The organism is Kribbella sp. NPDC059898 (genome assembly GCF_042730855.1).
Lineage (GTDB): Bacteria > Actinomycetota > Actinomycetes > Propionibacteriales > Kribbellaceae > Kribbella.
The window spans coordinates 383,827-399,478 of record NZ_JBHWKR010000006.1 but is presented as its reverse complement, the minus strand read 5'-3'; the positions used below and the strand labels follow the sequence as shown (position 1 = coordinate 399,478).

The 15,652-nt window shown below is 70.0% G+C and carries 13 protein-coding genes; 3 read left to right on the top strand and 10 right to left on the bottom strand.

The features are described from left to right. Positions 1-7: 7 nt before the first annotated feature. The 6 genes from ACFV9C_RS21785 to ACFV9C_RS21760 form a co-directional block, all read right to left on the bottom strand. Entirely contained in the window at positions 8-235 is a 228-nt protein-coding gene (locus tag ACFV9C_RS21785) for a cold shock domain-containing protein (RefSeq protein ID WP_380196117.1), read from the bottom strand. A 16-nt stretch (positions 236-251) separates the two neighbouring features. Then, positions 252-3,026, bottom strand: a complete 2,775-nt coding sequence (gene acnA / locus ACFV9C_RS21780) for an aconitate hydratase AcnA (protein WP_380196115.1) — start codon at positions 3,024-3,026, stop codon at positions 252-254. Positions 3,027-3,101: 75 nt separating this feature from the next. Beyond that, positions 3,102-4,028 carry an LLM class F420-dependent oxidoreductase gene (locus tag ACFV9C_RS21775; RefSeq protein ID WP_380196114.1) on the bottom strand — a complete coding sequence of 309 codons (927 nt, stop codon included), beginning with the start codon at positions 4,026-4,028 and terminating at the stop codon, positions 3,102-3,104. A gap of 10 nt (positions 4,029-4,038) precedes the next feature. After that, positions 4,039-8,187 (bottom strand): hypothetical protein, encoded by a 4,149-nt coding sequence (locus ACFV9C_RS21770; RefSeq protein WP_380196112.1) that lies wholly within the window; start codon positions 8,185-8,187, stop codon positions 4,039-4,041. A 64-nt stretch (positions 8,188-8,251) separates the two neighbouring features. Further along, positions 8,252-9,427 (bottom strand): class I SAM-dependent RNA methyltransferase, encoded by a 1,176-nt coding sequence (locus tag ACFV9C_RS21765; RefSeq protein ID WP_380196110.1) that lies wholly within the window; start codon positions 9,425-9,427, stop codon positions 8,252-8,254. After that, positions 9,424-11,451 carry an APC family permease gene (locus ACFV9C_RS21760; RefSeq protein ID WP_380196108.1) on the bottom strand — a complete coding sequence of 676 codons (2,028 nt, stop codon included), beginning with the start codon at positions 11,449-11,451 and terminating at the stop codon, positions 9,424-9,426. Before ACFV9C_RS21760 ends, ACFV9C_RS21765 begins: the two co-directional genes overlap by 4 nt. A 95-nt stretch (positions 11,452-11,546) precedes the next feature. Between ACFV9C_RS21760 and ACFV9C_RS21755 the strand changes: the two genes are divergently transcribed. Continuing rightward, a complete protein-coding gene (locus tag ACFV9C_RS21755; protein ID WP_380196106.1) occupies positions 11,547-12,209 on the top strand; it encodes a potassium channel family protein in 663 nt (220 codons plus the stop codon). Continuing rightward, positions 12,209-12,883, top strand: coding sequence for a potassium channel family protein (locus ACFV9C_RS21750; protein WP_380196105.1), 675 nt, complete (start codon positions 12,209-12,211; stop codon positions 12,881-12,883). Before ACFV9C_RS21755 ends, ACFV9C_RS21750 begins: the two co-directional genes overlap by 1 nt. A gap of 15 nt (positions 12,884-12,898) precedes the next feature. Here ACFV9C_RS21750 and ACFV9C_RS21745 read toward each other — a convergent pair whose 3' ends face one another. From ACFV9C_RS21745 to dut, 4 genes are all read right to left on the bottom strand, one after another. Continuing rightward, the gene (locus tag ACFV9C_RS21745; RefSeq protein ID WP_380196103.1) at positions 12,899-13,588 is read right to left on the bottom strand and encodes a DUF3159 domain-containing protein; all 690 of its coding nucleotides are present in this window, start codon (positions 13,586-13,588) and stop codon (positions 12,899-12,901) included. Continuing rightward, on the bottom strand, positions 13,581-13,970 hold the full coding sequence (locus ACFV9C_RS21740; RefSeq protein WP_325035842.1) for an OB-fold nucleic acid binding domain-containing protein: 390 nt from the start codon (positions 13,968-13,970) through the stop codon (positions 13,581-13,583). The genes ACFV9C_RS21745 and ACFV9C_RS21740 overlap by 8 nt, the downstream gene beginning before the upstream one ends. 19 nt (positions 13,971-13,989) lie before the next feature. Next, entirely contained in the window at positions 13,990-14,628 is a 639-nt protein-coding gene (locus ACFV9C_RS21735) for a DUF3710 domain-containing protein (protein ID WP_380196101.1), read from the bottom strand. Positions 14,629-14,715: 87 nt separating this feature from the next. Beyond that, entirely contained in the window at positions 14,716-15,168 is a 453-nt protein-coding gene (gene dut, locus ACFV9C_RS21730) for a dUTP diphosphatase (protein ID WP_380196099.1), read from the bottom strand. Between the two features lie 25 nt (positions 15,169-15,193). Between dut and ACFV9C_RS21725 the strand changes: the two genes are divergently transcribed. Continuing rightward, on the top strand, positions 15,194-15,649 hold the full coding sequence (locus ACFV9C_RS21725) for a DUF3093 domain-containing protein (protein ID WP_380196097.1): 456 nt from the start codon (positions 15,194-15,196) through the stop codon (positions 15,647-15,649). Positions 15,650-15,652 lie beyond the last annotated feature (3 nt).

Below are 15,652 nucleotides of genomic sequence, written 5' to 3'. Positions count from 1 at the left end.
CTTCGGCTCAGGGCTTCACCCAGCAGGCGCGGTAGTCGTAGCCGTCCTGCCCCGGGTGTTCCCAGCGAAGCTGGACCGTTGCTCCAGGGGTCAGCGTGCGGTACCCCTCGGCCTCGATGACCGAGTAGTGCGTCCAGCAGCCGCCTGGCGTGCTGGGGCTGTCGAGGACGCCCCAGCCCTCCTCTTCGAACCAGGTGCGGACGACCGCGTCGTCCGCACCTGTGCTTCTGCTCATCGTCGACCGGCTCGCGTCAGCCCGCGATCAGCGACCGCAGGACGTACTGCAGGATGCCGCCGTTGCGGTAGTAGTCCGCCTCACCGGGCGTGTCGATCCGGACCACCGCGTCGAACTCCTGCACGCCGCCGTCGGGCGACGTCGCCTTGACGTGCACCGTCCGCGGGACGGAGCCGTCGTTCAGCGCGGTGACGCCGGTGATGTCGAACGTCTCCTCGCCGGTCAGGCCGAGGGACTCCGCGTTCTGGCCGTCGGGGTACTGCAGCGGCAGGACGCCCATGCCGATCAGGTTCGACCGGTGGATGCGCTCGAAGGACTCGGTGATGACGGCCTTCGCGCCGAGCAGCGCCGTACCCTTCGCGGCCCAGTCACGGGACGACCCGGAGCCGTACTCCTTGCCGGCCAGGATCACCAGCGGGGTGCTCTCCGCGGCGTACGCCTGGGCGGCATCGTAGATCGTCGTCACCGGCGCGTCGGCCTTGGTGAAGTCGCGGGTGAAGCCGCCCTCGGTGCCCGGCGCGATCTGGTTGCGGAGCCGGATGTTCGCGAACGTACCCCGGATCATCACCTCGTGGTTGCCGCGGCGGGAACCGTACGAGTTGAAGTCCTTCCGGTCCACCCCGTGCTCGGCCAGGTACTTGCCGGCCGGGCTGTCGGCCTTGATCGAACCGGCCGGCGAGATGTGGTCGGTGGTGACCGAGTCGCCGAGCTTCGCCAGCACGCGCGCCCCGGCGATGTCGGTGACCGGCGACGGGTCCTTCGCCATCCCGTCGAAGTACGGAGGCTTCCGGACGTACGTCGACTCGGCGTCCCAGGCGAACGTCTTGCCCTCGGGCGTCGGCAGCGACTGCCAGCGCTCGTCACCGGCGAACACGTCCGCGTAGTCCTTCGTGAACATCTCCTTGTTGATCGAGCTCGCGATCGTCGCTTCGACCTCGTCCGCGCTCGGCCAGATGTCCTTCAGGAACACGTCGTTCCCGTCGGTGTCCTTGCCCAGGGCATCGTTCTCGAAGTCGAAGTCCATGGTGCCGGCCAGCGCGTACGCGATCACCAGCGGCGGCGACGCCAGGTAGTTCATCTTCACGTCCGGGTTGATCCGGCCCTCGAAGTTCCGGTTGCCGGACAGCACGCTGACGACCGCGAGGTCCGCCTCCTGCACACCGGCGGACACCGCCTCGGGCAGCGGGCCTGAGTTGCCGATGCAGGTCGTACACCCGTAGCCGACCAGCTGGAATCCCAGCTTGTCCAGGTACGGCGTGACGCCGGCCTTCTCGTAGTAGTCGGTGACGACCTTCGACCCGGGCGCGAGCGACGTCTTCACCCACGGCTTCGAGGCGAGGCCCTTGTCGACGGCGTTCTTCGCGAGCAGCGCGGCGGCCAGCATGACCGACGGGTTCGAGGTGTTGGTGCAGGAGGTGATGCTGGCGATCACGACGTGGCCGTGGTCGAGCTCGACATCCTGGCCGTTCAGGCTGACCGTGGTCTTCTTCGACACCCGGTCCTTGCCGGCGGCAACGGTGTGCGGGTTGTCGTCCGGGTGGCCGTGGCCGTTCGGCGCGTCGCTGGCCGGGAAGCTGCCGGTCTCCGACGGGTCGACGTCCTTCTCCTCGGCCGCGTAGTCCGGCAGCACGCCGCGGAACGACTCCTTGGCCTTGCTCAGCTCGATCCGGTCCTGCGGCCGCTTCGGCCCGGCGATCGACGGAACGACGGTCGACAGGTCCAGCTCGAGGTACTCCGAGAAGCGCGGCTCGACGGCCGGGTTGTGCCAGAGGCCCTGCTCCTTGGCGTACGCCTCGACCAGCGCGACGTCGTCGTCGGAGCGGCCGGTCAGCCGCAGGTAGGCCAGCGTCACGTCGTCGATCGGGAAGATCGCGCAGGTCGAGCCGAACTCCGGGCTCATGTTGCCGATGGTGGCGCGGTTCGCCAGCGGCACCGCCGCGACGCCGTCGCCGTAGAACTCGACGAACTTGCCGACCACGCCGTGCTTGCGCAGCATCTGGGTGATCGTCAGCACCACGTCGGTCGCGGTCGCGCCGGCCGGGACGGCCCCGGTCAGCTTGAAGCCGACGACCTTCGGGATCAGCATGCTGACCGGCTGGCCGAGCATCGCGGCCTCGGCCTCGATGCCGCCGACGCCCCAGCCGAGCACGCCGAGGCCGTTCACCATCGTGGTGTGGCTGTCGGTGCCGACGCAGGTGTCCGGGTACGCCTGCCCGTCGCGGACCATCACCGTACGGGCCAGGTGCTCGATGTTCACCTGGTGCACGATGCCGGTGCCCGGCGGGACGACCTTGAACTCGTCGAACGCGGTCTGGCCCCAGCGGAGGAACTGGTAGCGCTCCTTGTTCCGCCCGTACTCGAACTCGACGTTGCGCTCGAACGCGTCCGGCGTACCGAACACGTCGATGATCACCGAGTGGTCGATGACCAGCTCGGCCGGCGCCAGCGGGTTGATCCTGGTCGGGTCGCCGCCGAGCTCACCGACAGCCTCGCGCATCGTGGCCAGGTCGACCACGCACGGGACGCCGGTGAAGTCCTGCATGATCACCCGGGCCGGGGTGAACTGGATCTCGGTGTCCGGGGCCGCGTTCTGGTCCCAGTGGCCGAGCTTGCTGATGTGCTCGGCGGTGATGTTCGCGCCGTCCTCGGTGCGCAGCAGGTTCTCGAGCAGGACCTTCAGCGAGTACGGCAGTGTGTCCGCACCCTCGATGCCCGCCAACCTGAAGATCTCGTACGACTGCCCGTTGACCTCGAGTGCCCCCTTGGCACCGAAGCTGTCGACGCTCGCCATCAACCTGCTCCTCTGTCCAGTCCGTAAACTCTCTCGATATCAAGATACATGACATCGAGCCAACTTCGTGATGCGTTATGAAACCTGTGGAAGAACCTCGGACGCGATCAGGTCGAGGTGCTCCAGGTCCTGCAGATCGAGGATCTGCACGTACTGACGGTCCGACCCCGCGGCGGCGTACTGGCCGAGGCGGTCGACGACTTGGGCCGGCGTACCGGCGATGTCCTTCTCGGGGTGGGGCTCGCGGCCGATGGCCTGGGCGCGCTGCTTCACCTCGGCGTCGTCCTTGCCGACGATCACGGTATGTGCGGTGGACAGGGCGAGGGTCTTCGGGTCGCGGCCGGCCTCGGTGCAGGCCGTTTGGACGCGCTTGAACAACGTCGCGGTCTCCTCGACGCTGCGGAAGCCGGCGTTGAACTCCGCGGCGTACTTCGCGGCCAGCGCGGGCGTCCGCTTCTTGCCGGCGCCGCCGATGATGATCGGCGGGTGCGGCTGCTGCACCGGCTTCGGCAGCGCCGGCGAGTCGGAGATCTGGTAGTGCTCGCCGTCGAAGTTGTACTTCTCCCCGACCGGTGTGTCCCACAGCCCGGTGATCAGCTCGAGCTGCTCGGTCAGGATGTCGAACCGCCCGGGGGTGTCCGGGAAGTCCAGCCCGTACGCCTTGTGCTCGGCCTCGTACCAGCCGGCGCCCAGCCCGAGCTCGACGCGGCCGCCGCTCATCTGGTCGACCTGCGCGACCGAGATCGCCAGTACGCCGGGGTTGCGGAACGTGGCCGAACTGACCAGCGTGCCGAGCTTGATCCGCTGCGTCTCGCGGGCCAGCCCCGCGAGCGTGATCCACGAGTCGGACGGCCCCGGAAGACCGTCGCCGTCGCCCATCACGAGATAGTGGTCGGAACGGAAGAAGGCGTCGAACCCGTTCTCCTCCGTCTTGCGCGCGACGGCGAGAAGGTCGTCGTACGACGCGCCCTGCTGAGGTTCGGTGAAGATCCTGAGAAGCATGGCGCCAACGCTATCGCGCGCTCGTGTACAGCTTCTCCAGGTACGACGGCTGCCATTCCGGGCCGCGGTCGTACAGCCGGCGGACCAGCCCGTTCACGTCGAGCCGCTCCTCGACCGGGTTGTCCCACCAGTCCGGCACCTGGTCGTACCACCGGTCGATCCGCACCGTCCGCCCCGCCGCGTCGATCCGCGCGAACAACCAGCCACCCTGCTCACTCCGCGCCTCGGTCAGCCACAGGTCCCCCAGCAGCCCGCTGAGCCGGTCGGCCGCGAACTCCGGATCGTCCACCTCCGGCGGCTCCAGATCGAACCGGTACGACGGAGCGTTCGGATCGAGCACCTGCACCTGGATCGTGAACCCCGACGGCACAACCGCCGTCCGAGCCCGGCACCAGGCCCGCAACGCCTCCATCGCCTCCGACTCCCCCGGCCGAGGCCGAGGCCGCTCCACCTCGGCCCGCATAGCCTCCTCGATCGACCCCGTCTCCGGCACAACCCGAGGCCCACCACCCCCCAGCAACCCCAGCCCAGGCACCACCATCGCCGCCACAGCACCACCCGAGCCGTCGCCATCCCCCGCGCGCACCTCCGCCGAGTGCCCGTTCAGCTCCCGGCCGTCACTCCCCTGCGCCTCAAACCCGTCGACTACAGGCAACGCCCCGGTAGGCGTGTCATCCTCCGAGTCCCCACCACCCCACGCCACCACCCCACCAGCAAGCGCACCGTCCCCCCGCCTCAGGTCGTCACGGTCCGCACCCTCGTACGCCGCATCCCCGAGGTCACCATCGCCCCGACGCCCCTCGCCCAACACCCGCCCCGCACCACGATCCCCAGCACCCACGGGGTCGCCATACACCCGCACATCACGGTCCCCAGCACCCACCGCGTCCCCGTACGCCGGTCCATCGCCGTACGCCGCACCCGCTGGATCGCCGTACGCCCGCGCACCGCGGTCCCCAGCACCCGCCATGTCCCCGTACGCCGCTCCATCGCCGTACGCCCCACCCACTGCATCGCCATACACCCGCACATCACGGTCGCCAACGCCCGCCGCGTCGCCGTACGCCGGTCCATCCCCGTACGCCGCACCCGCTGGATCGCCGTACGCCCGCACATGACGGTCCCCAGCACCCACCGCGTCGCCGGACGCCGGTCCATCGCCGTGCGCAGGACGCGCTTGGTCGCCATGGGCCTGCGCACTGTCGTACGCCGCATCCGATGCGTCGGCGTACGTCCGTGCGTCCTCGTACGCCCGCCGTGTGTCGCCGTGCGGCGCGCTCTCCGCGCCGGCCACCGGCTGCACCTCGGGCTGATGCTCCGGGGCAGGCTCGGGTCGCGGGTACGGCTCGGACTCCGGTGACGGGGCGGGATCAGGTTCAGGATCCGGGAACGGCTCCGGCAGAGGCTCGGGCCCCGGCTGCGGCACCGGGTCGGGCTCAGGATCCGGGAATGGCTCCGGGACAGGCTCAGGCTCCGGGACAGGCTCAGGCCCAGGAACAGGCTCCGGCCCAGGCACGGGCTCGGGTCCTGGGATCGGCTCGGGACCCGGGACGGGCTCCGGTCCTGGTACCGGGCTCGGGCCTGGGCCGGGGACGGGCTCCGGGCTTGGGCCAGGTGTCGGGCCGGGTACTGGTGGGGTGGGCTCGGGCCAGGGGGCCGGGTGTGGTTCCGGCTGGGGCCAGGGCTCGGGGTGAGGTTGCGGCCACGGCTGCGGTTGAGGGTAAGGCTCTACCTGACCTTCAACCTCGTACCGCTCGCCCGCAGGTACTCCGCCCCCCGCAGCATCACGGGCATCCGCGTCGACCTGCACGGCAGGAATCTCCGCGGTCTGATCATCCGGATCCAGCTCCGAGCCGGCGGAACCCGACGCGGACGCCTCCCCGCCGACGTACGACCCACCTCCAGCCCGCAGTACGTCGTCCCCCCGGTCACGCCCAGCCGCGAGCTGCCCGCCGGTGAACTGCTCAGCCGGCTCATGGGCCACATCCACTGCCGCGTCCGCAGGCCTACCAGACACGGGCGCAAACGGAGACGGCCCGGTAAACGAAGCGAGCTCCTCCTCACCCGCGTCCACAGGCCCCTCGTCGAGAACCGCCGCGATCTCAGCTGTAGGCGCGTCATCGTCCTCAAGATCCGCACCCACCCCAGCAACCGAACCAACCCCCGGCGCAAACGGAGAGCCTGCTGGCACCTCATCCGCGGGGCCGGTGGGCGCATGGCCCGCACCAGGAGCCGGGGCCTGTCCGAAGGCCGACGAAGCGAACGGCGAACCGGTAGGCACCTCGTCCGCAGAGTCGGCGTGACGGAGCAGCGCACCAGCCCGCGACGCGAACGGGGAACCGGTGGGGGTGTCGTCCGCGGGGTCGGTGGGCGCAGGAGATGCGCCAGATGCCGGGGGGCGTGTGAAGGTCGACGGGGCGAACGGCGAACCCGTGGGCACCTCGTCCGCAGAGTCGGCATGACGGCGCGACGCGCCAGCCTGCGACGCGAACGGGGAGCCTGCGGGGGTGTCGTCTGCGGGGTCGGTGGGCGCGTGGGGTACGCCAGGCGCCGGGGCCTGGGCGAAGGCTGACGGGGCGAACGGCGAGCCGGTGGGGACTTCGTCGTCCGACGGCGGGCGGTTCAGCGACGGCCCGGGGTGTCCTGCCGCAGATTGGCCGGCGGTTGGGGGTGGCGGTGCGAACCGGGAGCCGGTTGGCACGTCGTCCGAAGAATGGGGGCCACCGCGCGGCGCACCTGCCGGTGAGGTGAATGGCGAGCCGGTGGGGGTGTCGTCCGCAGGGTTGGTGGGCGCATGGGGTGCGCTGGGCGTCGGGGGGTGGGTGAAGGACGACGGGGCGAACGGGGAGGTGGGAGGGGCGTCGGCTGTGGGGGGTGTGGCGGGGGACGGAGTGCTCGCTGGTGGGGCGGGTGGGTTTTCTATCCATTCGCCGTTGACCCAGCGGGGGCCGGTCCACTCCGGGGCGGGGGTGTCGTCGGTGAAGGGGGTGTAGGCGCTGGTCGCCTGCTGGTCGGGCCAGGACGGTTGTTCGGCGGTTTCCCAGTCCTGGTCGGGTGCGGGGGCGGCCGCGGCGGGGGCGTCGGCGAAGAGGCTGTTGTAGAAGTCCTCGCCTTCGTACTGGCCGCCGCCTACCCGAGGAGGCTCGGACGACGGGAGGGTGTAGCCGCCCGGCGCCGGATGACGGATGGGCAGCCCGGAGCTGGGCGTGTCGTCCGGAATGTAGGTCCCCGGAGCCGCCGGGTCGTACGGCGGCTGCTCCCCGTCCACCGGCTCGTCCACCGGCGCATCGTGCTTGCGCCGCCGGAGCCAGCCCTGCCGCTTCCCGGACGCCGGATCGTCAGGCGCGGCCTCCGCCGGCGGTGCGGCGGGGAGTGCGGCGGGGAGTGGTTGCCCGGTGAAGGGGCTGATGCCGGGCGGTACGACGTACGACTCGTCCTCGTCCGCCAGCGGGGTGTCTCCAGTCACGGGTGGTTCAACGACCGAGACCTCGGCTGTGTCAGGGGCTGCGGTGAAACTTGCCGGTTCTGCAAAGTTCCGGGCGAAATCCTCTGCCGCCGCGAGCCCGGCAGGCAGATCCGGCTGCAACGGCGACCGCGGATCGATCTCGAAATGCCCGAAGAAGTCCCCCAGCGACTCCGCCGACACCCCAGCCTGGATCAGCGCGACCCCGAAAGGCCGCAACTCGTCCAGCCCACCGAGATAATCGGCCCACTCCGCGACCCATTCGATCATCTCGTCCGCGGCGGCCTCGTCGGAGGTGATCCACTGCCCGATCGGCGCGAACCCGTCGTCCACCGGCTGCCACGGATCCCCCGGGTACGACGCCCGCGCCCAGGTCGAGTTGAACGCGCCGTACACGAACCCGAGCTCGCCCGCCGCCTGCCGCTGCCGCACCTCCGGCTGCCCGATCCAGTCCGGCGAACCGGCGAGCAGGTCCTCCCCGGCCGTCCGGCTGTGCTGCGTGTGGAACCCCCACAGCACGGCCCGCCCGTCCGCGAGCCGGGCCATCCGCAGCACGGACGCGGTCTCGTCCTGGTGGTGGTACCCGTCGGCGTCGGCGTACCAGCGCCGGTCGAAGCCCGTGGCATGGGAGACCGCGGCGAGTGCGGACCAGCGGGCGCGCAACTCCTCCGGGTCGTCCAGGTCAACGAGCGGCATCAGGTCTCCAAGCGCATTTGGAATCCAGCCCCAGACGCTACCCGAGGCCTCCCCCGCTGACCACTCAGCTGTCCACAGGCTCCAGTACTGCGACGCACTCGATGTGGTGGGTCATCCCGAACAGGTCGAACGCGCGCAGCGACGCGATCCCGTACCCGAGCCGCCCGAACGTCTTCAGGTCCCGCGCCAGCGCCGCCGGATCGCACGCCACGTACGCCACCCGGCGCGGCCCGAGCGCGGCGATCCGCCGTACGACGTCTTTCCCGGCCCCGGTCCGCGGCGGATCGAGGACGACCAGGTCGACATGCTCCAGGCCTTGTCCGGCGGCCGCGTTCAGCACCCGGTCGACGTCGCCGTTCTCCAGCGTGACCCCGTCCAGGTCGTGCAGGTTGCGCCGAGCGTTCCGTACGGCGTCCTTGTCGCCCTCAATGGCCAAGACCGCACACCCTGCCTCGGCCAGGAACGCCGCGAACAGCCCGACCCCTGAGTAGAGGTCAAGCGCGGTCTCACCCTCAGCAGGCTCCAGCCCACTCAGTACGGCGTCCACCAGCGTCTCCGGCGCCGCCGGATGCACCTGCCAGAACCCACCGGCCTCCACCAGGAACCGCCGGTCGCGGACGACCTCGACGAGCCGCTCCCCCGGGTCCAGATCCGTCTGTACGGCGGTCTTGCCCTCCGACGACACCACGGCCTGCACCGACGACACGCCCGGCCACCGTGATTCCAGTACGTCGGGGGTCCCCGGATGCGCGATCAGGCACCGGTCGATCGGGATCAGGTCGTGCGAGCGGTGCGCGTACATCCCGGGCCGCTCGTCCACGACGGCGTACCGCATCCGCGTCCGCCAGCCCAGCCCGTCGTCACCGGGCGACTCCATCACCACGGTCCGCTCGATGCCCCCGATCCGGCGCAGCGTGTCCGACACCACGGTCGCCTTCAGCCGGCGTTGCTCCACGATGTTCGCGTGCTGGAAGTCACAGCCGCCGCACAGGCCGGGCCCGGCGTACGGGCACGGCGGCTCGATCCGCTGCGGCGACGGTGTCAGCACCGACACCGCGTCGGCCCGCAGGTACTTCGCGGTCTGCTCGGTGATCCGGGCGTGCACCAGCTCGCCCGGAAGTGCGTGCCGGACGAACACCACCTGCCCCTCGTGCCGGGCGACGCAGTGCCCCCCGTGCGCGACTGGACCTACCTCCAGCTCGACTACCGTTCCGACCAGACTGTCGTTCTCGTCTGTCACCGATCTCCTGACGCCTTGCGGGCACCGCGCCGTACCTGGCCGGCCACCCGTTCCACCCGGTCCTGCCGCTCCTCGGCCCCCTGCGACGAGAGCAGTTGGTAAGGAACGGACGTAACCATCACACCAGGTGTGAACAAGAGCCGCCCCTTGAGCCGCAGTGCGCTCTGGTTGTGGAGCAGGTGTTCCCACCAGTGCCCGACCACGTATTCGGGGATGTAGACCATCACCACGTCGCGCGGCGACTGCCTCCGGATGTCGCGGACGTACTGCAGGATCGGCCGGGTGATCTCCCGGTACGGCGAGGCCAGCCGCTTGAGCGGAACCGGGATGCCACGAGCGTCCCACTCGGCCTGCAGCGCGTCGGACTCGTCGCGGTCGACGTCGACGGTGACGGCCTCCAGCGTGTACGGGCGGGCCGCCTTGGCGAACGCCAGCGCCCGCAGCGTCGGCCGGTGCAGCTTGGAGACCAGGATGATCGAGTGCACCCGGGACGGCAGCATCAGCGGCTCGTCGTCCTCGGCGGACATCTGCCGGCGGACCGTCTCGTAGTGCCGGTGGATGCCCTTCATCAGCACGAACAGCACGGCCATCGCGATGATCGCGATGTAGGCGCCGTGGGTGAACTTGGTCAGCAGCACGATCACCAGCACCACGCCGGTCATCGTCAGGCCGACCGTGTTGATGATCCGGGAGCGGAACATGTGCCGCCGCTTCGCCGGGTCGGTCTCGGTCTTCAGGTGCCGTGTCCAGTGCCGGATCATCCCGAACTGGCTGAGCGTGAAGCTGACGAACACGCCCACGATGTACAGCTGGATCAGCTTGGTGACCTGGGCGTCGAACGCGATGATCAGCGCCATCGCGAAGAGCGCCAGCAGGACGATGCCGTTGCTGTAGGCGAGCCGGTCGCCGCGGGTGTGCAGCTGGCGCGGCAGGTATCCGTCGCGGGCCAGGATCGAGCCGAGCACCGGGAACCCGTTGAACGCGGTGTTCGCGGCCAGCACCAGGATCAGCATCGTCGCGCCGATCACCACGTAGAAGGCCGGCTGGAAGTTCGAGAACACCGAGTCGCCGATCTGGCCGATCACGGTCTTCTGGGTGTAGCCGTCACCGACGGGCTGCCCGTTCCGGTACAGCTGGGTGGCGGGGTTCTCGGCGTACCGGAGACCGATCTTGCTGGCCAGGAACAGGATGCTCATCAGCATCGTCACCGCGATCGTGCCGAGCAGCAACAGCGTGGTCGCGGCATTCTTGCTCTTCGGCTTGCGGAACGCCGGTACGCCGTTGCTGATCGCCTCGACACCGGTCAGCGCCGCACACCCGGACGAGAACGCCCTCGCCAGGAGGAACACCGCGGCGAGCCCGCTGAACAGTTCGTGCCCGCCCTCCGGCCGGACCTCGAAGCCGGCGCTCTCGGCCGGCGGGAGGTTGCCGGCGGCGAGCCGGACCAGTCCCCAGATCGCCATCCCGATGATCGAGAACATGAAGATGTACGTCGGCACCGCGAACACGCCCCCGGACTCGCGGACGCCGCGCAGGTTCATCGCGGTGAGCAACAGCACCAGCCCGACCGCGAGCGGTACCTCGTGACCCTCCAGGAACGGCAGCGCCGACTTCGCGTTCTGGACACCGGACGAGATCGACACCGCGACCGTCAGCACGTAGTCGACCATCAGCGCGCTCGCCACGGTCAGGCCCGCGGTCGGGCCGATGTTGACCGTCGCCACCTCGTAGTCACCGCCGCCGGACGGGTAGGCGTGCACGTTCTGCCGGTACGACGCCACCACGACGAGCATCACGAACGCGACCAGCAGGCCGATCTTCCAGGAGAAGCTGTACGCCGCCAGACCGGCGATCGACAGCGTCAGGAAGACCTCGTCGGGGGCGTAAGCGACCGACGACAGCGCGTCGCTCGCGAACACCGGGAGGGCGATGCGCTTCGGCAGCAGGGTCTCACCCAGCTGGGTGCTGCGCAGTTTGCGTCCGAGCAGCAGCCGTTTGCCGATATCGCCGAGAGCGGGAGTCACACCGGTGATGTTAGAGGGCCACCAGTTCCGGTGTAGCGTCTATCCCTGCCGAACCGAGCCAGCGGCCCCTTCCCGGGGCAAGGAGTGATCACCACGTGCACGTTGTCATCATGGGCTGCGGCCGCGTCGGGTCGATGCTCGCGCGCGGTCTGGAGAAACGCGGTCACACGGTCGCGATCATCGACCAGTCGGCCGACGCGTTCCGGCGCCTGAGCCCCGCCTTCACCGGCCGGACCATCGTCGGGATGGGCTTCGACCGGGAGATCCTGATCGAGGCCGGGATCGAGGACGCCGAGGCGTTCGCGGCGGTCTCGAACGGCGACAACTCGAACATCCTGGCCGCCCGGGTGGCGCGCGAGACGTTCGGGATCGGGAACGTGGTCGCCCGGATCTACGACCCGGGCCGCGCCGAGGTGTACCAGCGGCTCGGCATCCCCACCGTCGGCACCGTCCGCTGGACCGTCGAACAGATGATGCGCCGGCTGCTCCCGGAAGGCTCCGAGCCCGAGTGGCGAGACCCTTCCGGCACGGTCCGGCTCGCCGAGGTGCACGTCCACGCCGACTGGATCGGCCGGGTCGCCCTCGACATCGAGAAGGCCACCGGCGCGCGCGTCGCGTTCCTGACCCGGCTCGGCGAGGGCCTGCTGCCCAAGGCCGACACCGTCATCCAAGAAGGTGACCTTGTCCACGTCGTGATGCTGGAACGGGACGCCGCGACGATCGAGTCCCAACTCGGCACCAAGCCTGAGGAGCTGTGATGCGGGTCGCCATCGCCGGAGCCGGGAACGTCGGTCGTTCGATCGCCGGCGAACTCCTGGAGAACGGCCACGAGGTGCTGCTGATCGACAAGGACCCGCGCGCGATCAAGGCCGAGTCCGTACCGCGGGCCGAATGGCTGCTCGCCGACGCCTGCGAACTCTCCTCGCTCGAGGAGGCCGCACTGCAGCGCTGCCAGGTCGCGATCGCCAGCACCGGCGACGACAAGGTCAACCTGGTCGTGTCGCTGCTCGCCAAGACCGAGTTCGGCGTACCCCGGACCGTTGCCCGGGTCAACCATCCGCGCAACGAGTGGATGTTCAACGAGGCCTGGGGCGTCGACGTCTCGGTGTCCACCCCACGCATCATGTCCGCGCTGGTCGAGGAAGCCGTCTCGGTCGGCGACCTGGTCCGCCTGTTCACCTTCCGCCAGGGCGACGCGAACCTGGTCGAGCTCACCCTGCCCGAAGACTCCCCGATGATCGGTCAACGCGTCGGCGACGTCGACTGGCCCCTCGACACCGCCCTGGTGGTCATCCTCCGCGAAGGCCGCGTCCTCCGCCCCGACCCCGAAGGCACCCTGGAGCTCAACGACGAACTCCTCTTCGTAGCCGCCGACGAAACCGAAGAACAACTGGAAGTCATGCTCTCCCCGCACCACCAGCGCGGCGAGTAAACCCGCACGCGCGGGTCAGGCGCGTTCTTCTGGCTTGGTCTCGGGTTTGGTGCCGCGGAGCAGGTGGGTGAAGTTGTCCTTGACCTCGTCCCATTTCTCCGGCGGCATCGACGCGCGGAGTACGGCGTACGCGGCCCACAGGGTGACGGCGTAGAACGGGAGGCCGAGGCCGATCTTCGCGATGCCCAGGGCGTTGACGTTGTGGGCGAGGTAGAGCGGGACCATGATCACCAGGCGGATGCCGACCTGGCTGGCGAAGACGATGGTGACCCGGTTCAGGCCGCGGAACAGGTCGGGGTCGTTGCGCCAGCCGAGCCACGTCTGGGTGATCACGCCGTACAGCAACCCGAAGAGCGGGTAGCGGGACAGGATCGTCACCAGGTACAGCACGCCGTAGCCGGCGTTCAGCAGGATGCCGGGGAGGAAGGCGTCCTGGGCCTGGCCGGTGTGGTGCGCGGTCCAGGCGGAGATCAGTACGCCGATGAAGCCCGCGATCACGCTGGCGATCGGCTTGCGGCGGACGAGCCGGTACAGCGCGACGACGGCGGCGGCCGAGATCGCGACGATCAGCGCGAGCTTCAGGTTGTGGTCGCTGAAGCCGTAGACGAGGGTGAACGCGATCCAGGGCAGGCCGACGTCGACCATCATCCCGACCCAGCTGCCGATGCCCTTCGGTGCCGCGGACGGCGCGGCCGGCTCAGCCATGGGCTTCTTGGGGCCGGAGCTCGTAGCGCGGGTTGAACATCACCCGGTCGCCGTCGACGACGCCGATCCGGCCGGAGGCGATCAGCTCCGAGCCGGCGTGGATGCCGCCGATCTTGCGGCGGCCGAGCCAGATCAGCTTGACCGTGCCGGTTCCGTCGTACAACTCACCCTCCAGTGCCGGTACGCCGCCGCGCGGGCTGAACGTGATGGTGCGCAATGTCCCGTACAGCGTGACGAGCTCCCGGTCGTGGCAGCCGGTGATGGAGCGCGCACCACAGTCCTGCGCGAAGTCCTGGAGGACTTCCGCGTCCTGCTGGTCGCGGTCCCCGGCCAGGCCGCGGAAGGCGCGCTTCCACAGCCCCTCGGGTTTGTTGCTGCCCATGACGTCGAGTGTAGTCCGGTCAGGCCTGCTCGGTGTCGTTCGGCTGAGCGCCCTCGGGCAGCCGCAGCGGCAGCGACTCGCGCACCGCCATCGGCTCGTTCCCGCGGACCACGACGACGTTCCGCAGGGTCTCCTCCATCGGTGTCGCGGCGTCCGGTTCGACGGCGGCGCGGCCCAGGACGGTACCGCGGAGCAGCCAGCGCGGGCCGTCGACGCCGATCACCCGGGACGTCTGGCTGAAGACCTGTCCTTCGGGGTCCTCGACCGGCACGACCAGCACCAGCTCGGTGCCGAACGGGCCGTCGGTCTCGGTCGCGGTACCGCCCATCCGGGCGGCCTCGTCCATGATCTCCTGGCGTACCTCGTCCCAGATGCCGCTGGTCTTCGGCGCCGCGAACGCCCGCAGCTCGAGCGCGGAGTCGTCCAGCATCAGCAGCACGGCCTGTACGACGCCGCTCTGCTCGTCGACCTGCAGCCCAAGCTCCATGCCGGGCATCCCGGTGACCTGCAGCGCGCCCAGGTCGATCCGCTCGCCGGACTCCAGGTCGGCCTCCTCGACCTCGGTCGAGTCGAACGGGCCCGCGGCGCGGACGTCCGGCGTCTCCTCGACGGTCTCGCTCGTCTCGGGCTCGTTCTTGCCCTTACGGCGGAAGATCACAGCTCTTGCCTACTTCCTCGATGTTGGTACGGGCGCTGGCACCGCGCCGTAGTCTCGCGCATCCGACAGGTCAACGGCTGCACCTGATCAGCGTGTCACATCTCCGAAACCACCGGTCGACCCGTGCCCCTGGTCGCCGCGCGCGGACCCCGGCAGCGAGGTCACCTCGACGAACCGCGCCTTCGAGACCTGCTGGACGATCAGCTGGGCGATCCGGTCGCCGCGCCGTACCGTCACCTCGGCGGCCGGGTCGAGGTTGATCAGGTTGACCTTGATCTCCCCGCGGTAGCCGGCGTCCACGGTGCCGGGGGCGTTGACGATCGAGACGCCGTGTTTGGCGGCCAGCCCGGAGCGCGGGTGCACGAACGCGGCGTACCCGTCCTGCAGGGCGATCGCGATGCCGGTGCCGACCAGGCCGCGCTCCCCCGGCTTCAGGGTCAGGTCGGCGGCCGCCACCAGGTCCGCGCCGGCGTCGCCGGGATGCGCGTAGGAGGGCAGCGGGAGGTCGGGGTCGAGTCGCTGGATGAGTACCTCGGTCACAAGAGGCGACCCTATCCTTGTCCCCGTGGGAACTTATCGCGAGAGTCTGCGGGTGCCGGTGTCGTGGTGGATCATCGCCGCCGCCACCGTGATCACTCTGTTCGTCATCGTCGCCGTGCCGGCCGGAACGCCCGCCGGGGTGATCGTCGGCGGCCTCGCGGCGGTCCTGCTGCTGACGTTGTTCCTGCGGTACGGCGGCGCGCGCGTCGAGGTCGACGCGCAGAAGCTTCGCGCCGGGCGGGCCGAGATCGACCGGTCGTACCTCGGAGACGTCGAGGCGCTGACCGGGGACGCGGTGCGGACAGCGTTCGGGCGGGACTGCGACCCGAAGGCGTACCTGGTGCTGCGCAGCTACATCCCGGGCGCCGTCCGGGTGCGGATCACCGACCCGGGCGACCCGGCGCCGTACTGGCTGATCGCCACGCGGCACCCCGATCGGCTTGCTGCCGCGCTGAGTGGGCACAGCGTGGGAAGATCCTGACTG